This is a genomic window from Pseudomonas syringae group sp. J254-4, assembly GCF_032586855.1.
Taxonomy (GTDB): domain Bacteria; phylum Pseudomonadota; class Gammaproteobacteria; order Pseudomonadales; family Pseudomonadaceae; genus Aquipseudomonas; species Aquipseudomonas amygdali.
This window is the reverse complement of sequence record NZ_JAWHOO010000001.1, coordinates 371,819-393,699: the sequence shown is the minus strand read 5'-3', so window position 1 is coordinate 393,699 and position 21,881 is coordinate 371,819. Positions and strand designations below refer to the sequence as shown.

Here is a 21,881-nt window from a genome sequence, read left to right as displayed (position 1 = left end):
CGCCGTGTTCGCAGCAGATTCACTAAGCTGTAGATGATTAGAGAGGGTGGTAACCAAGGTGAGTGATTCCGGTCGAGCTGATGCACTGCTGGCCCAGCTGCCCCGCGAAGGGCGCGGGCGGCTGAAGGTTTTTCTTGGTGCCGCGCCGGGCGTGGGCAAAACCTACGCCATGCTTCAGGCGGCCCATGCGCAGTTGCGTCAGGGCGTCAGGGTCTTGGCGGGCGTGGTGGAGACCCACGGCCGTGCGGAAACCGAAGCGCTGCTCAACGGCGTACCGCAACAGCCCTTGTTGCGCACCGAATACCGAGGCATGACCCTCGAAGAAATGGACCTTGATGCCTTGCTCAAGGCGGCACCGGCATTGGTGCTGGTCGACGAACTGGCGCACACCAATGCGCCCGGCAGTCGGCATACCAAGCGTTGGCAGGACATTCAGGAACTGCTCGCTGCCGGCATCGATGTCTACACCACCGTCAACGTCCAGCATCTGGAAAGCCTTAATGATCAGGTGCGCGGTATCACCGGGGTGCAGGTGCGCGAAACGCTGCCGGACTGGGTGTTGCAGGAAGCTTTCGACCTGGTGCTGATCGACCTGCCGCCGCGCGAACTGCTGGAGCGCCTGCGCGACGGCAAGGTGTACGTGCCGGAGCAGGCGCGCGCGGCCATCGACGCCTTCTTCACGCAAACCAATCTCACTGCGCTGCGCGAAATGGCCATGCAGACCGCTGCGGCGCAGGTCGATAACGATCTGGCGCAGGGCTACCGGCAATTGGGCCAGTCGGCTCCGGCAGTTCGTGGGCGGATGCTGGTGGGCATCGACGGTGATGCCCATGCCGAGCGCCTGGTGCGTCACGCCAGTCGGGTTGCTCAGCGTCGCCACCTGCCGTGGAGCGCCGTGCATGTGGACGACGGGCAAACCCTCGACGAGCAGTCCCGCGCGCGCCTGCAAAGCGCTCAGCAACTGGCCGAGCGGCTGGGTGGCGAGGCGGTGTCATTGCGTGCCGGGGAGGTTGCCAGAACACTGGTGCAGCATGCCATCGAACGGCGAGCCAGCGTGGTACTGGTCGGTCAGTCGCGTCGGCACTGGCGTCGCCGGGTGTTTGGCGGCGGTGTTGCCGCACGTTTGTTGCGTGAAGGGCACGGGTTGGAAATTTCAGTGCTCGACGACAGTGAAGAGCTACCCGATCAACCGCCGCGCGCACGCCCGGCGCGCGAAGTGGTGTGGTTCGATTACGGCCTGGCCTTTGTGGCCACGCTGCTTGCCAGTCTGGTCGCCTGGGGTGTGTCGGGCGTGCTGGCGCTGCCCAACATTTCCCTGATCTTTCTCGCGGCGGTGTTACTGGTTGCGGTGCGCAGCAGCATGGGACCGGCGCTGGCGTGTGCCGGGCTGTCATTTCTGGCCTATGACTTTCTGTTCATTCCACCGAGTTTTTCCCTGAACATCCAGCGCGAAGAAGACGTGCTGACGCTGCTGTTCTTCCTGCTGATGTCGGCCCTGACCGGCAAGCTTGCGGCGCGCCAGCGCAGGCAGTTGCAGGCGTTGCGTGATACTCAGGAACAGACCAGCGAACTGCTCGACCTGTCGCGCAAGATGACCGCTGCCACGGATCGAAAAGCAGTACTCAATGCCGCCGAACAGCATTTTTCCGGCTGGAAGGAATTGTATCTGTGCCTGGTTGATCGTGACGGGCAGGGCGGTTTGGTTGTTGAGACTGGTGGGCCGCTGACCTTCTCGGAAGCCGAACGTGCCGCCGCCGACTGGGCCTGGCAGCACGATCAACCGGCTGGCAGCGGCACCGGCACGCTACCGTCCGGGCGCTGGTGGTGGTGGCCGATTACCGCGGAAGAAGGGCCATTGGCCCTGCTGGGTGTCAGTGCGCGTGAAGGCCAGTCGTTCACCGCGCAACACCGGCGTCTGCTGGCGGCGCTGACCCAGCCGCTGGCGCAGGCGCTGGCTCGCGCACAACTGGCGCAAGAGCTTGAAGCCGCGCGCCTGCATGGGGAAACCGAGCAATTGCGCAGCGCCTTGCTGGCCTCTGTGTCCCACGACCTGCGTACGCCACTGACCTCCATGCGCGGCAGCATCGACAGCCTGCTTGCGCTGGGCGAAGCCATCCCGCTGGAGGATCGCCGCGAGCTGCTGGAAGGTACACGCGACGAAGCCGAACGTCTGGATCGCTATATCCAGAACCTGCTGGACATGACGCGCCTGGGACATGGCGCGCTGAAACTTGCACGAGACTGGGTGTCGCCTGCCGATATCGTCGGCAGTGCGCTCAACCGGCTGCGCGCCGTGCTGGCACCCTTGCAGGTCAGCACCCAGGTGACCGGCGAGCTGCCATTGCTGTACGTGCATGCGGCGCTGATCGAGCAGGCGCTGGTCAATGTGCTGGAAAACGCTGCGCGCTTTTCACCTGTTGACGGGCGCTTGCAGGTGGCGGCGGGTGTGGTCGACAGTGAGCTGTTCTTCTCGGTCAGTGACGAAGGGCCGGGCATTCCCGAGGATGAGCGAGCGAAGATTTTCGACATGTTCTACACCGCGGCACGCGGTGATCGGGGCGGGCAGGGCACGGGCCTGGGGCTGGCGATCTGTCAGGGCATGATTGGCGCGCATGGTGGACGTCTCAGCGTCGAGGAAGGCATTGACGGGCAGGGTACGCGCATCACCTTGTTCCTGCCGTTGCAGGCGCAGCCCGATGTGGAAATGGAGGAGTCAGCTTGAGCCAGGCGGCAACCATTCTGGTCATCGATGACGAGCCGCAGATTCGCAAATTTTTGCGCATCAGTCTGGTGTCGCAGGGCTACAAGGTGCTGGAAGCGGCCACTGGCGGGGATGGCCTGACCCAGGCGGCACTGAACAAGCCGGATTTGCTGGTGCTTGATCTTGGCCTGCCGGACATGGACGGTCAGCAAGTGCTCAGCGAGTTTCGCGAGTGGTCGGCGGTGCCGGTACTGGTGCTTTCGGTGCGCGCCAGCGAAGCACAGAAAGTTCAGGCGCTGGACGCCGGGGCCAACGACTACGTGACCAAACCGTTCGGCATTCAGGAGTTTCTGGCCAGAATCAGGGCGCTGCTCAGGCAGGTTTCCGGTAGCGACAAGCCGGAGTCGGCCCTTCAATTCGGTCCGCTGACCGTCGACCTGGCCTATCGCCGGGTGCTGCTCGATGGTCAGGAAGTGGCGCTGACGCGCAAGGAATACGCGGTGCTGGCGCAGTTGGCACGCCACCCTGGGCGGGTCATTACCCAGCAGCAGTTGCTCAAGGATATCTGGGGGCCTACCCACACCGATGACAGCCACTACCTGCGCATTGTGGTCGGGCATTTGCGCCAGAAACTGGCAGACGATCCGACCGCCCCGAGGTTCATCCTCACCGAGCCTGGAATAGGGTATCGTCTTCTGGCCGACCACTAGATGAAAAAAGCGACCATACCCCCGTGGCACGGCACTTTTACTGCATCGAATCGTCAAAGCCGCACACTCCATATTCACTCCTGAGGTAACACCCCCATGAAAGCCTTTATCTGTCTGCCATTGCTTGTCTTGGTTCTTGCAGGTTGCGCTGGCAAGACCGGGTATCGAGACAGCTGCGCCACCCAGATAGACGCTGCCTGGCACGAGCTTGATCTGGCCAAGGCCGAAGGCTTCGCCGGCACCGTCAGTTACTCCAAGGCCCTGTCGCTGCTGACCGGTGCCAAGACCCAGCAACAGTTCGAAGCATTTGAAGGCTGCACCGAAAAAGCCGAAAAAGCCCGCTTCTACATCCGCGAGTCCCGCGCTGGCCGCTGATAGCTGACGATACACAGCTCCTGTGGGAGAGCGCTTGCTCGCGATGCAGTGCTTCAGGCGCAGAGCTCTCGGGGCTGTACCGGCCTCCTCGCGAGCAAGCTCGCTCCCACAGAGTTTGCGGTTTGCATAGCGACGAGCGCGGAGCGTCGCACGATAGTTGAGATTATCGTTCCGCACGCTCCAGCGTCGGAATGCCTTGCGTGACGCTCCGCGTCACAACTCTGCGCTGCGCCGCAGTCTCACGAGCGGACGCAGAGCTTCCAGCATCACATCAAATCCCTACCGACTCTAGCGAAACGGCCTACGCTCATCTTAAAGTGTTCGGACACTAGCATCGCTTGCAGTCCCACAGTCATTAAGCAGTTGCCGGAAGGGGCTTTCGATGGGTAGAAAACTCGATGCATGCCTGAGCGCCATCAATGAAGTGGTACTGGGCAAGGAAGTGCAGGTGCGGCTGGCAATGACCTGCCTGATCGGCGGCGGGCATTTGCTGATCGAAGATTTACCGGGGATGGGCAAGACCACGCTCAGCCATGCGCTGGCGAAAATTCTGGGCCTCAGTTATCAGCGCATTCAGTTCACGTCCGACCTGCTGCCGGGTGACATCCTGGGCACCTCGGTATTTGATCGGGACAGCGGGCAGTTCACCTTTCATCCGGGGCCGATCTTCGCCGAACTGGTGCTGGCCGACGAAATCAACCGCGCCACCCCCAAGAGCCAGAGCGCGTTGCTGGAAGCCATGGAAGAAGGGCAGGTCTCCATTGAGGGCGCGACACGTCTGTTGCCCGATCCATTCTTCGTGATTGCGACTCAGAACCCGTTCAGTTCCGGTGGCACCTTTGCCTTGCCCGAGTCTCAGCTGGACAGGTTCCTGATGCGCATCTCCATGGGCTATCCGGCGAGAGCGGCGGAGAAAGCGTTGCTGCTTGGCGAGTCACGCCGCGAACTTTTACCGCGCCTGCAGCCGATTCTGGACCACGCCATGCTTGGCCAGTTGCAAGCGCATGCGCGGCAGTTGCGGGCCAGCGATGCACTGGTCGACTATGTGCTGCGACTGGTCGAGGCAACCCGCAGCCAGCCGCAATTCGCCTATGGACTGTCGCCCAGGGCGAGCCTGGCGATTCTGGCCGCAGCGCGGGCCTGGGCGATGTTGCTGGGGCGTGATTACGTCATTCCCGAGGATGTGCAGGCGGTATTGCCGTCGGTGGTCGGCCATCGGCTGCGCGAGCGCAGCGACCCGACCGGGCATGGCGGCGGGGCGCTGGTGCAGTGGTTATTGCGCGAGGTGCCGGTGCTTTGATCGAGCCGCTCAAACCGTTTTGGCAACGCTGGCTGGCAAGACGAATTCCTCCGGCGTCACGCATCACGCTCGACCATCGGCGCATCTTCATCATGCCGACGCGCACCGGCATGACCTTTGCGGTCGTGATCGTGCTCATGCTGCTGGTGGCGATCAATTATCAGAACAGCCTGGCCTACGGGCTGACCTTTCTGTTGTTGTCGATTGGCGTGCTGGCCATTTTGCACACGTATCGCAACCTCAGCGGCTTGATTCTCAGTGCGGGTGTGGCGCGTTCAGTGTTTGTCGGCGAACCGGTGCAATTGCGCCTGCGCCTGGAAAGTGCCAGCCAGGCCCACCACGCCTTGGGCGTGGGTTGGACTGCGACAGCTCTGCAATCCGGCGATGTACTGCCTCGCGGGCTGACCGATGTGGAACTGACCCTGCCTGCCGAAAAGCGCGGCTGGCTGCATGCGCCAAGGCTGCGGGTCGAGAGTGTATTTCCGCTGGGCATTTTCCGCGCCTGGAGCTGGCTGGATCTGGAGCAGAGCGCCTTGATCTATCCGCGGCCACTGTCGGGTGCCATGCCGCTGCTAAAAGGCGTGCAGCCCCACGCCGAGGACGACGGTCAGGCCACTCAGGGTGCCGGTGTCGATGATTATCAGGGGCTGCGCAGCTACCAGCCGGGCGATAACCTCAGTCGTCTGCACTGGAAAGCCTATTCCCGAGGTCAGGGGTTGCTGGTCAAGGACTTCACTGATTTGAGCGGCCACGATCTGTGCCTGGACTTCATGGCGCTGGGCGGCGATATCGAGGAGCGTTTGTCGCGCCTGTGTTATTGGGTACTGGAGCTGTCCCAGCGTCGTCAGCCGTTTGCCTTGCGCCTGCCAGGTTTTCTGTCCACGGTCGACAGCGGTGATGCGCACCGTGAAGCCTGCCTGCGCGCTTTGGCGCTTTATGGTCATCGATCATGAGTGACAAGAATAAGGCGCTCGCAGCCGCACCCATTCCGCGTGTCAGCCTTACCTGGCTGCTATTGGCGCAGGCATTGGTCGTGTTGCCGTTCGCGCTGCACGTGCCGGTATCGATCACGCTTCTGTGGCTGGGCTGCACATGCTGGCGGGTTCAGGTGTTCCGGATGCGCGCGCGGCTGCCCGGCACATGGATCAAGTCAGGGTTGCTGGTGGGCACTGCCGGTGGCGTGTATCTGGCGCGTGGCAGCCTTGTCGGGCTGGACGCCGGTGCGGCTTTACTGGTTGCGGCATTCGTTCTGAAAATGCTGGAAATGAACAACCATCGCGACGCTTGGGTGCTGATCTTCCTCGGTTTCTTTTGCGTGGCGGTCGGCTATCTGTTTGAAGACAACCTGCTGTGGGCGCTTTTCAGCCTGCTGCCGATCGGCGCGCTGCTGGCCGCGTTGATTGGTCTGCAGCACGCGGATCTGGCTGGCAGATCAACCGATACGCTCAAGCTGGCGTTCAAGCTGATGGCGCAGGCTGTGCCGTTGATGCTTGTGCTGTTTCTGTTTTTTCCACGTCTGGACCCGCTTTGGTCGTTGCCGCAACCGAGCAACAAGGGCGTCACTGGGCTGTCCGACAACATGGCACCGGGCGACATGGCCGAGCTGAGCAAGTCCCCGGCACTGGTATTTCGGGCCAGTTTTGAAGGACCGCTACCGGCGCGCAATCAGTTGTACTGGCGCGGTCTGACCCTTGAGCAGTTCGATGGGCGGCGCTGGTCACAGTCGGCACGTGCCCAGACCGTGCAGATCCCACAGTGGGAAAAGCGCGGCGATCCACTGGCCTACAGCATTGTGATTGAAGCCAGCGGTCGGCCTTGGTTGCCGAGCCTCGACGTGGCCGAAACCACGTTGCCGGACGTTCGGCAGATGAGCGACTTCCGCCTGCAACGCCGACGTCCCGTCGAGCAATCGCTGTTATATGCCGTCAACTCCTGGCCGCTGAGCATTCGCGACCCGCAACCCAGCGAACAGGTCCAGCGCCAGAACCTGCAATTGCCCGCCAGGGGTAATGATCAGGCCCGGCAGTGGGCCGCTGAGCTGCGCCGTCGCTACACTACGGCGGATGCAATGGTTGCCGCGATGCTCGGTTATTTCAGCGACCAGCCGTTTCACTACACCCTCAAGCCGACACTGTTGGGCAACGACAGCATTGATGAATTTCTGTTTGCCAGTCGTCAGGGTTTTTGCGCCCACTACGCCGGTGCAATGACTTTTGTACTGCGCGCTGCGGGTATTCCGGCGCGGGTCGTGGCCGGGTATCAAGGCGGCGAACTGAACCCTGACGGGCACTACCTGACGGTGCGCCAGTTCGACGCGCATGCGTGGGTCGAATACTGGCAGCCGGGTATCGGCTGGCGCAGTGTCGACCCGACCGCAGCAGTTGCACCGCAGCGTATCGAACAGGGCTTGGAGCAGGCGTTGGCGGCAGACGAGGCCTTTCTGCAGGACTCGCCCTATTCAGCGTTACGCTATCGCAATGTGCCTTGGGTCAACGCCATACGCCTGAGCTGGGATAACCTCAACTATGGCTGGCAGCGCTGGGTGCTGGGCTATCAGGGACAACAGCAGTTACAAATTCTCGGCCGTTGGTTTTCAGGGTTCCAGGCACCGGTTTTCGTCCTGGGGACCTTGCTTTCACTGGGCCTGGTTGCATTATGGCTGTTCAAACCGTGGCAGCGCGAAAGCGACTCGCAACTGCGGGTTTTCAACGCATTTGAACGCTTGCTCGCCCGTCATGGTCTGCGTCGTATGCCGGGTGAAGGCGCTGAAGCATTCTGTCGCAGAGCGGTGCTGTATTTTCCACAGCATGCCGAGGCCATCGAAGCTTTCATCCGCGAATTTCAGGCGCAGCGCTATGCCGGGCGGCTTGCTTCGGCCAGCCGCTTGAGGCATGCATTGAGCACGTTGCGTCGTCGTCTGCCATGGAGGTTGTCAGCCGTCAGGGACAGGCATTCATGAATGAGTGTTTCGAAGGGGAATTGCATGTCTTCAATGGTGGATCATCTGGTGGCCGAGGTGTTGGCGCTGGATGTCAAATTGCTTGCGTGCCAGGCACGCCTTGCAGTTTCGACGGACAGCGAAGCGCTGCATGATTTGCGTACCACCGTGCGTCGTCTGCGTAGCGTACTGCGGCCCCTGCGGGAAAACCCGGCTGCCGCAGAACTGGAAGAGGCCGCAAAAGCGGTAGGGCAACTGACCACGCCTTTGCGTGACATGCAGGTGCTCGCCGCGTTTCTCGAAGAGCAGGGCCTCAACGAGGCCGCTTTCAAGCGCAACCAGTACTTGGGAAATGCCTGCCCCAGGGTTGCGACGTCGCCTGAACTGAGCCGTTTGCTCAAGCTGATAGATCTATTCCCGGAGCTGCTGCGTTTGCAACAGCGTCAGGGAATGTTGCGTGGCCTGCGCAAGACCATCGAAAAGCGTATGGACAAACAGTGGAGCAAGCTACGTGTGGCCATCGCCGAGCCTGGGCATGATCGGCATGACCTGCGCCTGTTGATCAAACGCGTGCGTTACGCCGCCGAAGCGTACCCGGAACTCAGCCACCAGCCGAAAAACATGCAGGCCCGGCTCAAGGCCGCACAAGGCGAGCTGGGCGACTGGCATGATCATTTGCAATGGCTGGCGCAGGCTGCCGAGCAGCCGGATCTGGCGCCGTGCATTGCGGGTTGGCAGATCGGCATCGTGCGTGCAGAGCGCAAGGCCGAGGCGTCGCTCAAGCGGCTGGCCAAGGCCTGTTTCTAAGGCAGTGGCGTTTTTATGGAATAGGTCATTCAGGCCGCAATAATGGCCAATATGCGGCATGTCGTTGACTAGGAGGATGGTTATTATCCATCCACTTGTGTGTCGACTTGCTGGAGTAAGCATGACCTTTTCCGAACTGATCGATGCAGTGCGTCGCGACCCGCGTGCTGTCACGATCCCTGCCGAATGGTCCCAGGGGCGCGCCTGCTTTGGCGGGTTGATGGCGGCGTTGACCTATGAAGCGATGCGTGCCGAGGTGCCGGAAGGGCGCCCGGTTCGCTCGCTGGCGATTACCTTTGTCGGGCCTGCCGAGCCTGGCGTGCCAATTGCCTTTGACGTCGAAATTCTGCGTCACGGTAAGGCTGTCAGTCAGGTGTCGGGGCGCGCCATGCAGAACGGTCAGGTGATGACCCTGATACAAGGCAGCTTCGGCGCGCCCCGTGAGTCGATGATTGCGGTTGCCGCAGAGGCCGCGCCAGTGCTCAAGCCGGTAGAACAATGCCCGGAACTGCCTTTTGCCAAGGGCGTGATGCCCGACTACCTGCGCTTCATGGACATTCGCTGGGCACTGGGCGGCATGCCGTTCAGCAATACACCGTCACCGGCAATTGGTGGTCATGTGCGTTTTCGTGATGAGGCGCATGCCAGACCCATGAGCGAGGCCCATATTCTGGCGCTGGTCGACACCTGGCCGCCTGCGGTATTGCCGCACCTCAACAAGCCTGCACCGGGCAGTTCGCTGACCTGGACCATCGAATTCGTCCAGCCACAGCCGGTGCTCGATACGCTGCAATGGTGCAGTTATCGCGCAGTCATCGAACATGCCCGGGATGGCTACGGTCACACCGCAGCAGCGTTGTGGAGCCCCGACGGCGAACTGATCGCAATCAGCCGCCAGACGGTGACAGTGTTTGGCTGACTGACAAGGCAGGTCAATATTTCCGGGCGGAGCGGGCGGCGTCCTTGCGCTGAAAACCCAGCGCAGCCAGCAGCCCGATCACGCCGATGGCGATCGATGGCAGGCTCTCGGAGAACAGACCGTTGAGTATCAGCAGGGTCGCCAGAATGAAGAGGGGTACGGCAATCAGGTACATGGCCAGGCTGGCCGAGTGCTCCTGATTGTCGTTGCTGTCACGCCATTGATTGAGCTGCAGATCGGAAAGTGGCTTGTTCATGCGGCGGTCCTCTTAAGGTTGGCGCTTGTTCAGGACAACGCGTAAAGCGCCGTTCAATGCCTGAAGCATAGGCCCGCCTGCCGATCGCTGACGATTCAAGCGTGTCTATCGCCGCGATAGCCTGTTACAACTTGAGCTGGCCGATCGCAGCATTCAGCTCGCCCGCCAGCGTGGCGAGTTCGTCACTGGTGCTGGCCGAGTCCACGGTCTGCACCACCGTGCGTTCGGTGACATCGCGGATACTCACCACCGCACGGTTCATTTCCTCGGCCACTTGACTTTGCTGCTGCGCGGCGACGGCAATCTGCGTATTGCTTTCGCGCATCTGTGCCACGGCACCGGCAATGGCCGCCAGCGCTTCGCCCGCTTCCTTGGCCTGCTGCACGCATTCGTCGGCCTTGTACGAGCTTTCCTGCATGAAATCCACCGCATCGCGGGTGCCGCTTTGCAGGGTCGAAACCATCGTGGTGATTTCATCGGTCGAGGTCTGCACCCGTTTGGCCAGGTTGCGCACTTCGTCGGCGACCACGGCAAAGCCGCGACCCATTTCCCCGGCGCGTGCGGCTTCGATGGCGGCATTCAGGGCCAGCAGGTTGGTCTGTTCGGCAATGCTGTGGATCACGTTGACCACGCCGTTGATCTTCTGGCTGTCCTGGGCCATGCGCTGGATCATTTCGGCAGTCTGTTGCACGCCGCTGGAGAGCCCGGCGATGGATACTTGCACGCGGTCGACCACGACCTTGCCGCTGCCCGCCAACGCGTCGGCGGTCTGCGACTGGTCGCGTGTGGCCGTGGCGTGTTGGGCAATGTGATGGACCGTGGCGGTCATCTCGTTGATTGCCGTGGCCACCTGATCGGTTTCGCTTTGCTGGCCGAGCATGCCCTGGCGTACATCTTTCATGCCCGCAGCCAGATGCGCTGCACCCTGATCGAGGCGGCCAGCGGTTTGCGAAACCGTATTGACCACCCGCTGATACCCGGCCTGCATGGCATTGAACGCCTTGGCCATCTGCCCGACCTCATCGTCACTGCGGTTAGGCACGCGGGCCGCCAGATCGCCGCTTTTTTCGACGTGCAGCATCACATCCTTGAGCGCGTTGAGCTGGCTGAGGAGAAAACGAATCAGCAGTTGCGAGGCGCAGAGCATCAACAGCATCAGCACGAAAACGGCGGCTGCGTAATGGCTGAAGCGATCCTGAAATACTTGCAGAAAGGTTGGAGCAAAGGCCAGCACCGCGATCTGCTGGCCAGTGCTGCGGGTGACGATCTGCGCGCCGCTCAACAGTCTGTCGCTGGCTGGTTTGTTCAGCGCAACCCAGTCGCGGGCGTCGACCAGCTCTGGCAGCGCGAGGGTATTGAAGGCCGGTGTCTGACCTTTGCTGTAAGCCAGCAACGTATCACTGGCGGGCAGCACTGCGTCGGCAGGCCACGCGGCCAGCAAGCGAGCCTGAGCTTGCGCTGCCTGACGTGACGTATCTGCTCGTGCCTGCTGCTCTGCTTGCATGGCGTAAAGCACCAGCAGCAGGGTTGTGACGAAAGCGACCGCGTTAACGGCCCAGAATTTATATTTCAGTGACAGGTTGCCAAGCCATGAGCCCATGAGCGGTCTTCTTTGATGGTCGTGTGAGGTAGCAGCAAGATGCCATCACGATGCCTCAGCCATCAAAGAGACCCTTGATGCGGGTCAAGGAAGCTGCAGATTTTCGCCGGTTATCTGTTCCAGGGTGGGTAAATCGAAAAACTCACGCGCGCAGGCCGTGCTGTGACGGGCGAGATCTTCCTGGCTTTCGCCCCGGTGCAAAGCCACTTCGCGCAAGACTTCCGGCAGGTAAGCAGGTTCGTTACGGCCATTTTTCGGCTTGGGGCGCAGGCTGCGTGGCAGAAGATAAGGCGCGTCGCTTTCCAGCATCAGCCGGCCGCGAGGGATATTGCCCACCAGCGGGTGCAGGTGCGTGCCGCGTCGCTCATCGCAGATCCAGCCTGTTATGCCAATGTGCAGGTCAAGATCCAGATAACTGAACAGCGCGGCGCGTTCGCCAGTAAAGCAGTGCACCACCGCAGCCGGCAGACGGTCGCGGTAGTCGCGCAGAATCTCCAGCAGGCGCTGGTTGGCGTCACGTTCGTGCAGGAACACCGGCAATTGCAGTTCCACCGCCATGCCCAGGTGCGCTTCAAGAACCTTTTCCTGCTGCGGGCGAGGCGAGAAGTCGCGATTGAAATCCAGGCCGCATTCACCCACGGCGCGAACGCGATTTTCCTTGAGCAGGGCATGCAACTGTTTCTCGGTGTCACCGGTCCAATCGCTCGCCGAGTGCGGGTGGATGCCTGCCGTGCAGAACAGGCGTTGCGCGCTTTCATCCAGCTCGTGACACAGCTGCAAGGCGTGTTCGCTGCCCTCGACGCTGGTGCCGGTCACCACCAGTTGCTCGACGCCTGCGGCATAGGCGCGATCGAGTACCGCCTGTCGTTGCGAGGCGAAGCTTGCGTTGGTCAGATTGACGCCGATGTCGATGAGTTGCATGGTGCTACCTCCAGCTGAAGGCTGTCGAGCATACCAGAGCTCTGGCCACAATAAGAAAACGCTGGGTATTCAAGCGATTGAGCCGGATGGTTCAACGATTTCCTTCGCTGTTCGATGCTGCTGCGTGACCTCAAGATTTCCTTTTTCCTGTTTTTTTTCCGGCGTTGCCCTGGGGAAGTGAATGATCCGATCCGCGCTTGTGTCTTTTATGTGTCTGTTGGCGCTGCTGCCGCTGCAGGTTTCTGCTCGTCAGACCGGCCCACAGGCCGTGCAGCACAAAGCGCAGGTGCGCGATCTGCCTGCCATTCGCAGCAGCAAGGTGCTGCGCGTGCTGGTCAATCAAAGCCGCAACAGCTCCGGTGACGTCAAGGGCCAGGAAATCGGCATCGAATATCATCGCCTGCAAGCCTTCGAACAGTACCTCAACAGCCATTCGCGCGGCGCTCAGAAGGTCACGCTCAAAGTCATACCCAAGGCCAAGAACCAGCTACTGACCGCGTTGCAGCGCGGCGAAGGCGATATGATCGCGCCTGGCGAACTGCTTGATGTCAGCGAAGCCAAAGGTGTTCAGGCCAGCGCGCCGATCATTCATGACGTGCCTCTGGTGCTGGTCGGCGCGCGTGGCCAGCGCAACGTAAGGCGTGTGGAGCAACTGTCGGGACATACACTGAGCCTGCCCACCGGCAGCGCGGCCGACGAGGCCCTCCATCAGGTCAATCGGCAACTGGAGCTGCGCAAGCTGCCGCTGGCCAAGATCGAATGGGTAGACCCAAGTCTTGCAGTCGAAGATGTGCTGGAGATGGTCCAGGCCGGTATTTACCCGATGACACTGGTCGAGCAGCCTATTGCCGAGCGTTGGGCGAAGATCATGCCCAAACTGCGTATCGAGCGCGGCCTGACCTTGCAGACCCACGGCGACATCAGCTGGTTTGTACGCGACAACGCAACCCAGCTGCGGGCCAGTGTCGATGATTTCCTCAAAGGCTATAAACCTTCGGCTCAGCAGGATCAGGTGCTCGCCAAGGCTTACAAAAACACCTACAAGGTCAACAACCCGCTGGTACGCAACAACCTGCAACGTCTTGAGCAACTGCGTCCGATGCTGCAACGCCATGCCGATGCGCAGGGTATGGACTGGCTGGACCTGGCGGCCCTGGCGTTCAAGGAGTCGAAGCTCGACCCGGCGGCCAAGGGCAGTGGCGGCGCGACAGGGCTGTTGCAGATCACTCCGTCGGCGGCAAAAAGCGTCGGAGTGCCGAGCATTCAGAGCGCTGACGACAATATCCGTGCAGGTTCGCGTTACATGGCGCTTATCCAGCGCAAGTATTTCTCCAGCAGCCGAGTCAACGAGCGCGAGCGCATGGCGTTCGTAATGGCGGCCTACAACCTGGGGCCGGAGCGTGTGCAAGGCATGCGCGAGGAAGCGCGGCGGCGCGGGCTCAATCCAGATCAGTGGTTTTTCCAGACCGAGCGCGTGGCAATGGAGCAGGGCGGTGCCAACGTCGTCGCGTTCGTCAACAGCGTGAACAAGTATTACCTGGCATTTGATCGCGAGCGAGACTCGCTGGAAAAGAGTGGACCGAAAACTGCCGTAAAGCGCTAATCATCGATTTATTGGATTGTTATGTGCCGTTATTTGCGGTTTTCACATAAGTAAATTTGATTATTATGGCGCCACGTTCACTTAATCAATCCCGGAAATCACCCACATGAACACAATGATCAAATCGGTTCTCAGCACTCGCGCCGGTTACGGCCTTACCCTGTTGCGCGTTATTGTCGGTATTGCGTTTATCGCTCACGGCAGTCAGAAACTGTTCGGGGCCTTCGGCGGTTATGGCCTGGAAGGCACTGCGCAGTACATGGAAAGCCTGGGCCTGACACCGGGTTACCTGATGGCGCTGATGTCTGGCAGCGCCGAGTTTTTTGGCGGTCTGGGCCTGCTGTTGGGGCTGCTGGCTCGTCCGGCTGCGGTAGTGGTGATCCTGCTGTTGCTGGTAGCGATCTTTACCGTGCATATCCATAACGGTTTCTTCATGGCCAATAACGGTTATGAGTATGCGCTGGCGTTGCTCGGCGGCGCTCTGGCAGTGCTTATCGAAGGTGCAGGCAAATTATCACTGGACCGTGTCATCGCCCGATAACCCACTACACTTGTCCTGCAAGGCCCGCTTCCGGCGGGCCTTGTGCGTTTGCGGGCTCGCGCCACGGATGACAATTGACAATGAATGGGGCGTTTCTCTAGGATGCGTGCTCAAGCGCCGATTTAACAACTACTTGCGGGGCGCCTGGCAAGGCTCAAGTCTTGTCGAAATACCGCTAAAACGTTGGTTCGGTGTTGCCTCTCACCGCTGCCCAGCGGATCTTGCGAGGCAGAGATATAACCATGAACAACCTGCGCCCCCTCATTCGTCTTTCCCCGATCAGCACGGTCTTGTCACGCAAGAACCCGAAAATCCTTCTGAGCGGCTCTCATCAGCCTACGCTGTTGCGCTATCTCGATGGCTGGCCTCGACGGGGCGGTGGTAACTGTGCGTTTCTAATTCAGTTTGTCGATACGAACTCGTCGTTGAGCCACTTTGGCAACGACGAGTTTGACCTGGCGGTGGTGCAATCGCCTCAGGCTGACGACGTCGAGCAGCTCATTCGTGATCTGACGCGTATTGCCCGCCAGGGCCTGATTACGCTGGGTTGAAACAGCGGACGTATTCAATTGGCATAGAAGGCATATTGCTGGCCCCCAGCCTGTGAGCTGACAGGCAAAATCGCCGCCTTATCAAAGGATTAGGTGGTTTTCGCATGCGTTTGGTCTATTGTGCTCTGGCGTGCCTGACGCTTTCCGGGCTGGCTTTTTCCGTTCAGGCCAGAAACGCGACGGAGAACGAGCGTTATCTTTGTCGCTGGGGCTCGACCATTGCCGGTGGTGCGCAGGCTTCCAAGCTGTCAGGCGTTACCCGTTACGGGGCGCGGCAAAAGCTGCAGGCGCGCAAGTTCGCCAAACAGTGGATGCGACCCATGGCATTGCGTATCACCGAGCAGACCTACGACAGCGAGTCGCGTTTGAAGCCTGATGCTGTCAGCAAGGTGTATTACGACGGCTGCATCCAGCATGAGGTGGCGCGTCGCTGACTTTTTATCGCCTGTCGAACTGATTTTTGCAGGGCTGGAGAAACGTCTTGAGTACAAAGATCATCACCAGGGGCGGGCATGAAGCCCTGAAGAAAGAACTCGATTACCTGTGGCGAGAGCACCGGCCCGACATTACTCAAAAGGTCGCCTGGGCAGCGTCGTTGGGTGATCGCAGCGAGAACGCGGATTACCAGTACAACAAGAAACTGCTGCGCGAGATCGACCGGCGCGTGCGCTACCTGCGCAAGCGCCTCGAAGACATGCGCGTCGTCCAGTATTCGCCGGAGCAGGAAGGGCGAGTGTTCTTCGGTGCCTGGGTCGAGATCGAGAACGAAGCGGGCGACCTCAAGAAATTTCGCATTGTCGGGTATGACGAGATCTACGGGCGCAACGATTACATTTCCATCGACTCGCCCATGGCGCGCGCCTTGTTGAAGAAGGAAGAGGGCGATGAGGTGCTGGTCAACACGCCGGAAGGCGAGAAACTGTGGTTTGTGAATTCGATTGATTACGAGAAGTGAGGCCGGACGCACAGCGTCGTGGTCCGGCCAGTCGCGCTCAACCCTCGCGCAGTACGGTCAACGGGCTGACGTTCAGTGCGCGGCGTGTGCCGAATACGCCAGCGCCACCCACCAGCAGGGCACCGATCACTGGCAGCAGCAATAGCCACGGATGCGGCTGCCATTCCAGTGAGAAGGCGTAGCGGTACAGCACGAAGCTCACGAGCTCACAGCCCAGCGCCGCCAGCACGCCGCTGGCAGCCCCCAGCAAACCGAATTCGATGCGCCGTGACTTGATCAGCAGTGCTCGCTCTGCGCCGAGTGCACGCAGCAGCGCGCCCTGACGGATGCGTTCGTCCAGGGTCGCCTGCAACCCGGAGAACAGCACGGCAATACCGGCCGCCAGCACAAACAGCAGCACGAATTGCACGGCCAGCGTGACCTGATCAAGAATACTGCGCACCTGCGCCAGCAAGGCTTCCACCCCCAGAATGCTGATAGACGGGTAGGCCCGCGACAGCTCGACGATCTGTTTGTCCTGGCCAGGCGGCAAGTAGAAGCTGGTCAGGTAAGTGGTGGGCAAATCAGCCAGGGTGCCAGGCTGGAAGATCATGAAGAAGTTGGGCTGGAAGGTATCCCAGTTCACGTCCCTCAGACTGGTGACTACGGCTTCACGCGTAAGGCCACCGACAATGAAGCTCAGGCGGTCGCCCAGTTTGATCTTCAGGCTCTCGGCCAGCTTGTTCTCGATCGATACCCCGGGCGTCGCGTCGCTCTGGCCTGAGGCCGGCAGCGCCTTCCACCAGTTACCGGCAGTCAGGGTATTGCCTTCGGGCAAATCGGCGGCCCAGGTCAGACTCAGGTCGCGGCGAGTGGCGTTTTCACCACGCGAGTCCTTGGTCACGAAGTTGCCCACCGGTTCACCGTTGATGCTGGTCAGACGTCCCGGCACTACTGGGTAGAGCGGAGCCGAGTGGGTGGACAGCTTGCTCAGGGTCTGGGCGAAGTTTTCTTTCTCTGATGGCAACACATTGAGCACGAAATAGTTTGGTGCGTCCTTGGGCAGCTGGTTTTGCCAGGTGTCGAGCAGTTCACCGCGCAGCAGCGCGATCAAACCCATCGACAGCAGGATCAGGCCGAAGGCCAGAGATTGACCGGCAGCGGCCAGCGGGTAACGCAGCAGTTGCCCCAGGCCCAGCCGCCAGGGCAGCGACGCACCGGCCAGCAGGCGGCGCAGGCTGTTAAGCGCCAGCAGCAACAGGCTGCCCAGTATCAGCGCGGCGACGACGCCACCGCCCAACAGGGCAAAGGTCAGCACCAGGTCCAGGCTCAGGCGCCACATGATCAGGCCCAGCGCGAACAGCGCCGCGCCATACACCAGCCATGAGCTGGCGGGAATCGGCAGCATGTCACGGCGCAGCACGCGCAGCGGCGGCACGCGACCCAGTGCTGCCAGTGGCGGCAGGGCGAAACCGGCCAACGCCACCAGCCCGGTGCCCATGCCTGCCAGCGCAGGCAAAAGGCCGCCCGGAGGTACGGCGGCCGGCAATAGATTTTGCAGCAGTGCAAATAACCCCAATTGCGCCAGCCAGCCCAGCAGCGCGCCACTCAGGCTGGCCAGCAGGCCGATGATCGCCAGTTGCAGGCTGAACAGGGTCATGGTCTCGCCGCGTGACAGGCCCAGACAGCGCAGCAGGGCGCTGGCATCGAAGCGCCGTGCGGCAAACCTGGATGCCGAAAGCGCCACGGCAACGCCTGCCAGCAGTACGGCCACCAGGCTCGCCATATTCAGATAACGTTCAGCCTTGCCCAGCGCGCCACCAATCTGCTGACTGCCATCGCGGGCGTCCTTGATTTCCTGATGCGGTTCCAGAGTCGGCTCGATGGCTTTACGGTAGGCGGCCAGCGCTTCGGGCGGGCCGCTCCACATTTCCCGGTAGCTGACTCGGCTGCCCGGTTGCACTACGCCGGTAGCGGCGAGATCCTGGAGATTGATCATCACCCTCGGGGTCAGGCTGTAGAAGTTGCCCGCACGGTCTGGCTCGTACGTCAGTACCCGAGTCAGTTTCAGGGTTTTCGAGCCGACGTCGATATCATCACCGACCTTCAGATCAACGGCTGGAAACAGTCGCGCTTCGGCCCAGGCTTCACCGGGCCTGGGGCCGCTGCCAGCCTGCTCGGTCTGATACAGGTCCGCAGCGCTTTTAAGCTCGCCGCGCAGTGGGTAAGCGTCATCCACTGCTTTGATGCTGGACAGTTGGATACCGGCATCGGTGGCGATCACGCTGGAAAAGATCACGATCTGCGCATGCTTGAGTTGCAGGCGCTTGCCTTCCTCGACCTGCTCGGCGCGCGCCGGGCTGGAACCCTCCAGAATCAGATCAGCGCCAAGAAACTCGGTTGCCCGCAACAGCATTGCGCCGTTCAGGCGCGCGCCGAAATAACCGATGGCGGTGCTGGCAGCCACGGCTACCAGAAGGGCAAAGAACAACACCCGCAACTCTCCGGCGCGTGCATCGCGCAGCAGTTGGCGGGCGGCGAGGCTTAGCAGACGGGCAAAAGGCAAACGTGCCATCAAGGCTCCAGCGGGGCGACCAGTCGGCCCCCTTCAAGGCGGATCAGGCGGCGGCAGCGATGCGCCAGACGCTCATCGTGAGTCACCAGCACCAGCGTGGTGTTGCGCTCCTTGTTCAGTTCGAACAGCAGGTCGCTGATACGCTCGCCGGTGTGGCTGTCCAGATTGCCGGTGGGTTCGTCGGCAAACAGCACGTCCGGGTCGGCGGCAAACGCGCGGGCGATGGCCACCCGTTGCTGTTCGCCTCCGGACAACTGACGCGGTGTGTGGGTCAGGCGCTGGCCAAGGCCTACGCGCTCCAGCAGGTCGCGAGCCTTTTCGCGGGCGTCCTTGCGGCCTTCAAGCTCCATCGGCAGCATGACGTTTTCCAGCGCATTGAGGCTGTCGAGCAACTGGAATGACTGAAATACAAAACCGACGTGCTCGGCGCGTACCCTGGCGCGCTGGTCTTCATCCAGTTCACTCAGGTTGCGGCCCGAGAGGATAACCGAACCGGAGCTGGGCAGGTCCAGCCCGGCAAGCAAGCCGAGCAGGGTGGATTTGCCCGAACCGGAGGCACCGACGATGGCCAGTGTGTCGCCCTTGTTTAGTTCCAGGGAGAGTTCGTGCAGGATGGTCAGGTCACCTTCGGTGCTGGGGACTACTTTGCTGAGGCTTTGGGCACTGAGAATACTTTCACTCATGGAGAATCCGATGCGTGCGTTGTTTTTAAGTGCTGGCCTGGGGTTACTGCTGCTGTCACAGGGCGCGTTGGCGGGCACGGTATTGATCGTCGGGGATAGTATCAGTGCGGCTTTCGGACTGGATACCCGCGTGGGGTGGGTCAGCCTGCTGGAGCAGCGTCTGAGCAAGGAGGGATTCGACGACAAGGTGGTCAATGCGTCGATCAGTGGCGACACCAGTGCCGGGGGCCAGGCGCGTTTGCCTGCGCTGCTTGCAGAGCATAAGCCGGAACTGGTTATTCTCGAATTGGGTGGCAACGACGGATTGCGTGGCCAGCAGCCCGCTCAATTGCAACAAAACCTTTCATCGATGATCGACAGCTCTCGGGCAGCCGGTGCGAAAGTGTTGCTGCTGGGTATGCAGATACCGCCCAACTACGGGCCGCGTTACACCAACGCGTTCAAAGAGGTTTACAGCAACCTGGCCGAGCAGAAAAAAGTCCCGTTTGTGCCCTTCTTTCTGGAAGGTGTGGGCGGAGTGCCCGAACTGATGCAGGCTGATGGTCTGCATCCGGCGGCGGCTGCTCAGGGCAAGTTGCTGGAAAATGTCTGGCCGAGCCTGAAACCGCTGCTTTGAGGCTTTCCCGGACGGGGGCTTTCGGCTAATGTGGCGCCCCCGATCTGGAGCCCCCCATGCCGCGTCCCGCCTGGTCCCTGTATGCCTATCAAATGCTTGAGCCCCATGAGCAGCTGGATCTGTTCGCCTGTCAGGAAGTGCGCGTCCATCTGATTGCTCGCCAATTGGAGCTGGGCGGCTCGATCGACCGGACGTTGTGCGGCACGTTGTTGCCTGCCCAGCCGCAGATGCGCGCCGTCGAACTGCAAGCCATGCGCGATGAGCGTCTGTGCCCGCTGTGCAAGGCCATCATGGATGCACAGCGCAGGGGCATGAATCCGATCTGGCCTGAACTCTAGCTGTCGCCGAAATGCGCCGGTCAGGCGCAGATATCCCCGATCCGGCAAGTGCCGGTGTACACTTCAATTGTTGTTTCCATCTCTATAGTCGTTACCCGAAGGATCTTCCCGGATGTTGTCGCGCATTCCAGCCGTTACCCGCTGTCTGTCGCTTGCTGCTCTGTGCGCGGCGAGCTCTGTCCATGCTCTGGAGTTTCCGTTGCCGCCGCCCGGCGAGGACATCGTGGGCCAGGTGCAGGTCATCAAGGCCAAATACGAGGACACCTTTGCCGATCTGGGCACAAAATACGATCTGGGTTATCTGGAAATGATCGCGGCCAACCCTGGTGTTGACCCCTGGTTGCCGGGTGCAGGCAAGGACATCGTGCTGCCGACCCGCTTCATTCTGCCGCCGGGCCCGCGCGAAGGGATTGTCATCAACCTTGCCGAGTACCGCATGTACTACTACCCCAAAGGGCAGAATGTCGTGCACACCTATCCGCTGGGTGTCGGTCGTGAAGGCTGGGGTTCGCCCATCGGGGTGACCAAGGTAACCGCCAAGACGCCAAACCCGACCTGGACGCCACCTGCCTCGATCAAGGCCGAACACGCCGCCGACGGTGATCCGCTGCCTGACGTGGTGCCGGCCGGTCCGGATAACCCGCTGGGGCCGTTCAAATTCGGTCTTGGGCTTTCCGGCTACCTGATCCACGGTTCGAACAAGAAGTTCGGTATTGGCATGCGCACCAGTCATGGCTGTTTCCGCATGTACAACAACAACGTGCTGGAACTGGCCGATATGGCTCCGGTCGGTACGACCGTGCGAATCATCAGCGAGCCCTACAAATTCGGCATCAGCGGCGGCAAGGTTTACCTTGAAGCACACACACCGGTCGATGATCTGGGCAACCCCTCGGTGGTCGACAAGCACACTGCGGTCATCAATGCGCTGCTCAAACGTGACGACCTGGCCAACAACCTGCGCATGAACTGGGACGTAGTACGTGATGTGGTCGCGGCCGAAGACGGCATGCCGGTGGAAATCGCAGAACCAGGCAAAGCGCCTGCGAGTGCTGAAGAGCCTGTGATTTTTCAGTAGTCCAACCTGTTCGCGCGCCGATACTATGCCTTACACAACGGTTCTGCGAAATCAGGCGAATGACCATCGTGCCTACGCTCCGCGTAGACACGCAACTCGTGACGCTCCGCGTCACATCTGTGCTGCCGCACAACATCCACGCCTTACGCGCAGCCGCTGCCAGAGCAGTGCTTTTCAACCGCGATGGCACTGACGACGCAGAGTGCGACCTTAGTGACAGGGCGAAGGAACCCGACGAAGTCGGGCCGGAAACAGGAGCGAGGGGTTTTGCTTACTTTGGCCCCATCAAAGTAAGTCGCCGAGGGGCGAAAAGGTGACCTGAGTCGAACCCTAATCTACCTGAAACCACAGAACCGCCGTGTGACGCGGAGCGTCACGAACTGCATTCCCACGCGGAGCGTGAGGAACGAGAGGCGTCTGGGATAACAAAGGTGA

Annotated in this window: 21 protein-coding genes; 16 read left to right on the top strand and 5 right to left on the bottom strand. The window is 61.0% G+C overall.

The window, feature by feature from the left end:
* The first annotated feature begins 58 nt into the window (after positions 1-58).
* From RYB09_RS01955 to RYB09_RS01920, 8 genes are all read left to right on the top strand, one after another.
* Complete coding sequence (locus RYB09_RS01955) at positions 59-2,722, top strand: sensor histidine kinase (RefSeq protein WP_058408854.1); 2,664 nt, start codon at positions 59-61, stop codon at positions 2,720-2,722.
* Positions 2,719-3,411: a response regulator gene (locus tag RYB09_RS01950; protein ID WP_004664726.1), complete on the top strand. Its 693-nt coding sequence runs from the start codon at positions 2,719-2,721 to the stop codon at positions 3,409-3,411. Before RYB09_RS01955 ends, RYB09_RS01950 begins: the two co-directional genes overlap by 4 nt.
* 96 nt (positions 3,412-3,507) lie before the next feature.
* Complete coding sequence (locus RYB09_RS01945) at positions 3,508-3,786, top strand: hypothetical protein (protein WP_002552999.1); 279 nt, start codon at positions 3,508-3,510, stop codon at positions 3,784-3,786.
* A gap of 382 nt (positions 3,787-4,168) precedes the next feature.
* A complete protein-coding gene (locus RYB09_RS01940; RefSeq protein ID WP_002553000.1) occupies positions 4,169-5,086 on the top strand; it encodes an AAA family ATPase in 918 nt (305 codons plus the stop codon).
* Positions 5,056-6,039 (top strand): DUF58 domain-containing protein, encoded by a 984-nt coding sequence (locus tag RYB09_RS01935; protein ID WP_029240883.1) that lies wholly within the window; start codon positions 5,056-5,058, stop codon positions 6,037-6,039. The genes RYB09_RS01940 and RYB09_RS01935 overlap by 31 nt, the downstream gene beginning before the upstream one ends.
* Positions 6,036-8,045: a DUF3488 and transglutaminase-like domain-containing protein gene (locus RYB09_RS01930; protein WP_316887269.1), complete on the top strand. Its 2,010-nt coding sequence runs from the start codon at positions 6,036-6,038 to the stop codon at positions 8,043-8,045. The genes RYB09_RS01935 and RYB09_RS01930 overlap by 4 nt, the downstream gene beginning before the upstream one ends.
* 24 nt (positions 8,046-8,069) lie before the next feature.
* Positions 8,070-8,831: a CHAD domain-containing protein gene (locus RYB09_RS01925; RefSeq protein WP_002553003.1), complete on the top strand. Its 762-nt coding sequence runs from the start codon at positions 8,070-8,072 to the stop codon at positions 8,829-8,831.
* A gap of 121 nt (positions 8,832-8,952) precedes the next feature.
* Positions 8,953-9,750 carry an acyl-CoA thioesterase gene (locus tag RYB09_RS01920; RefSeq protein ID WP_122258744.1) on the top strand — a complete coding sequence of 266 codons (798 nt, stop codon included), beginning with the start codon at positions 8,953-8,955 and terminating at the stop codon, positions 9,748-9,750.
* A gap of 13 nt (positions 9,751-9,763) precedes the next feature.
* Here RYB09_RS01920 and RYB09_RS01915 read toward each other — a convergent pair whose 3' ends face one another.
* The 3 genes from RYB09_RS01915 to RYB09_RS01905 all read right to left on the bottom strand — a co-directional run bounded on the left by RYB09_RS01915 (position 9,764) and on the right by RYB09_RS01905 (position 12,527).
* Complete coding sequence (locus RYB09_RS01915) at positions 9,764-10,006, bottom strand: hypothetical protein (RefSeq protein WP_058408832.1); 243 nt, start codon at positions 10,004-10,006, stop codon at positions 9,764-9,766.
* Positions 10,007-10,130: 124 nt separating this feature from the next.
* Entirely contained in the window at positions 10,131-11,606 is a 1,476-nt protein-coding gene (locus tag RYB09_RS01910) for a methyl-accepting chemotaxis protein (RefSeq protein ID WP_058408831.1), read from the bottom strand.
* Between the two features lie 84 nt (positions 11,607-11,690).
* Positions 11,691-12,527 (bottom strand): TatD family hydrolase, encoded by an 837-nt coding sequence (locus RYB09_RS01905; protein WP_316887266.1) that lies wholly within the window; start codon positions 12,525-12,527, stop codon positions 11,691-11,693.
* A 181-nt stretch (positions 12,528-12,708) separates the two neighbouring features.
* Between RYB09_RS01905 and RYB09_RS01900 the strand changes: the two genes are divergently transcribed.
* The 5 genes from RYB09_RS01900 to greB all read left to right on the top strand — a co-directional run bounded on the left by RYB09_RS01900 (position 12,709) and on the right by greB (position 16,177).
* Entirely contained in the window at positions 12,709-14,130 is a 1,422-nt protein-coding gene (locus tag RYB09_RS01900; protein WP_058408829.1) for a transglycosylase SLT domain-containing protein, read from the top strand.
* Between the two features lie 106 nt (positions 14,131-14,236).
* Positions 14,237-14,671: a DoxX family protein gene (locus RYB09_RS01895; RefSeq protein ID WP_122258746.1), complete on the top strand. Its 435-nt coding sequence runs from the start codon at positions 14,237-14,239 to the stop codon at positions 14,669-14,671.
* Between the two features lie 242 nt (positions 14,672-14,913).
* The gene (locus tag RYB09_RS01890) at positions 14,914-15,222 is read left to right on the top strand and encodes a hypothetical protein (protein WP_058400496.1); all 309 of its coding nucleotides are present in this window, start codon (positions 14,914-14,916) and stop codon (positions 15,220-15,222) included.
* A 104-nt stretch (positions 15,223-15,326) separates the two neighbouring features.
* A complete protein-coding gene (locus tag RYB09_RS01885; protein WP_002553011.1) occupies positions 15,327-15,656 on the top strand; it encodes a hypothetical protein in 330 nt (109 codons plus the stop codon).
* Between the two features lie 47 nt (positions 15,657-15,703).
* Positions 15,704-16,177, top strand: a complete 474-nt coding sequence (greB, locus tag RYB09_RS01880; protein ID WP_002553012.1) for a transcription elongation factor GreB — start codon at positions 15,704-15,706, stop codon at positions 16,175-16,177.
* Positions 16,178-16,214: 37 nt separating this feature from the next.
* Here greB and RYB09_RS01875 read toward each other — a convergent pair whose 3' ends face one another.
* Positions 16,215-18,731 (bottom strand): ABC transporter permease, encoded by a 2,517-nt coding sequence (locus RYB09_RS01875; RefSeq protein WP_122258747.1) that lies wholly within the window; start codon positions 18,729-18,731, stop codon positions 16,215-16,217.
* Positions 18,731-19,414 (bottom strand): ABC transporter ATP-binding protein, encoded by a 684-nt coding sequence (locus tag RYB09_RS01870; protein ID WP_004664748.1) that lies wholly within the window; start codon positions 19,412-19,414, stop codon positions 18,731-18,733. The genes RYB09_RS01875 and RYB09_RS01870 overlap by 1 nt, the downstream gene beginning before the upstream one ends.
* A 10-nt stretch (positions 19,415-19,424) precedes the next feature.
* On the opposite strand from RYB09_RS01870, the gene RYB09_RS01865 reads away from it, so the two are divergent.
* The 3 genes from RYB09_RS01865 to RYB09_RS01855 all read left to right on the top strand — a co-directional run bounded on the left by RYB09_RS01865 (position 19,425) and on the right by RYB09_RS01855 (position 21,446).
* On the top strand, positions 19,425-20,030 hold the full coding sequence (locus RYB09_RS01865; RefSeq protein ID WP_004664750.1) for an arylesterase: 606 nt from the start codon (positions 19,425-19,427) through the stop codon (positions 20,028-20,030).
* Positions 20,031-20,086: 56 nt separating this feature from the next.
* The gene (locus RYB09_RS01860; protein WP_002553016.1) at positions 20,087-20,368 is read left to right on the top strand and encodes a hypothetical protein; all 282 of its coding nucleotides are present in this window, start codon (positions 20,087-20,089) and stop codon (positions 20,366-20,368) included.
* 112 nt (positions 20,369-20,480) lie between these two features.
* Entirely contained in the window at positions 20,481-21,446 is a 966-nt protein-coding gene (locus RYB09_RS01855) for a L,D-transpeptidase family protein (RefSeq protein ID WP_002553017.1), read from the top strand.
* Positions 21,447-21,881: the final 435 nt, after the last annotated feature.

What these genes read in the sequence shown, in the direction of transcription:
- RYB09_RS01895 (WP_122258746.1), top strand. Translation starts at nt 14,237, where the DNA reads ATGAACACAATGATCAAATCGGTTCTCAGCACTCGCGCCGGTTACGGC.
- RYB09_RS01915 (WP_058408832.1), bottom strand. Translation starts at nt 10,006, where the DNA reads ATGAACAAGCCACTTTCCGATCTGCAGCTCAATCAATGGCGTGACAGC.
- RYB09_RS01940 (WP_002553000.1), top strand. Translation starts at nt 4,169, where the DNA reads ATGGGTAGAAAACTCGATGCATGCCTGAGCGCCATCAATGAAGTGGTA.
- RYB09_RS01885 (WP_002553011.1), top strand. Translation starts at nt 15,327, where the DNA reads ATGCGTTTGGTCTATTGTGCTCTGGCGTGCCTGACGCTTTCCGGGCTG.
- RYB09_RS01875 (WP_122258747.1), bottom strand. Translation starts at nt 18,731, where the DNA reads ATGGCACGTTTGCCTTTTGCCCGTCTGCTAAGCCTCGCCGCCCGCCAA.
- RYB09_RS01890 (WP_058400496.1), top strand. Translation starts at nt 14,914, where the DNA reads ATGAACAACCTGCGCCCCCTCATTCGTCTTTCCCCGATCAGCACGGTC.
- RYB09_RS01925 (WP_002553003.1), top strand. Translation starts at nt 8,070, where the DNA reads ATGTCTTCAATGGTGGATCATCTGGTGGCCGAGGTGTTGGCGCTGGAT.
- RYB09_RS01860 (WP_002553016.1), top strand. Translation starts at nt 20,087, where the DNA reads ATGCCGCGTCCCGCCTGGTCCCTGTATGCCTATCAAATGCTTGAGCCC.
- RYB09_RS01910 (WP_058408831.1), bottom strand. Translation starts at nt 11,606, where the DNA reads ATGGGCTCATGGCTTGGCAACCTGTCACTGAAATATAAATTCTGGGCC.
- RYB09_RS01900 (WP_058408829.1), top strand. Translation starts at nt 12,709, where the DNA reads ATGATCCGATCCGCGCTTGTGTCTTTTATGTGTCTGTTGGCGCTGCTG.
- RYB09_RS01855 (WP_002553017.1), top strand. Translation starts at nt 20,481, where the DNA reads ATGTTGTCGCGCATTCCAGCCGTTACCCGCTGTCTGTCGCTTGCTGCT.
- RYB09_RS01905 (WP_316887266.1), bottom strand. Translation starts at nt 12,527, where the DNA reads ATGCAACTCATCGACATCGGCGTCAATCTGACCAACGCAAGCTTCGCC.
- RYB09_RS01870 (WP_004664748.1), bottom strand. Translation starts at nt 19,414, where the DNA reads ATGAGTGAAAGTATTCTCAGTGCCCAAAGCCTCAGCAAAGTAGTCCCC.
- RYB09_RS01930 (WP_316887269.1), top strand. Translation starts at nt 6,036, where the DNA reads ATGAGTGACAAGAATAAGGCGCTCGCAGCCGCACCCATTCCGCGTGTC.
- RYB09_RS01945 (WP_002552999.1), top strand. Translation starts at nt 3,508, where the DNA reads ATGAAAGCCTTTATCTGTCTGCCATTGCTTGTCTTGGTTCTTGCAGGT.
- RYB09_RS01920 (WP_122258744.1), top strand. Translation starts at nt 8,953, where the DNA reads ATGACCTTTTCCGAACTGATCGATGCAGTGCGTCGCGACCCGCGTGCT.
- RYB09_RS01865 (WP_004664750.1), top strand. Translation starts at nt 19,425, where the DNA reads ATGCGTGCGTTGTTTTTAAGTGCTGGCCTGGGGTTACTGCTGCTGTCA.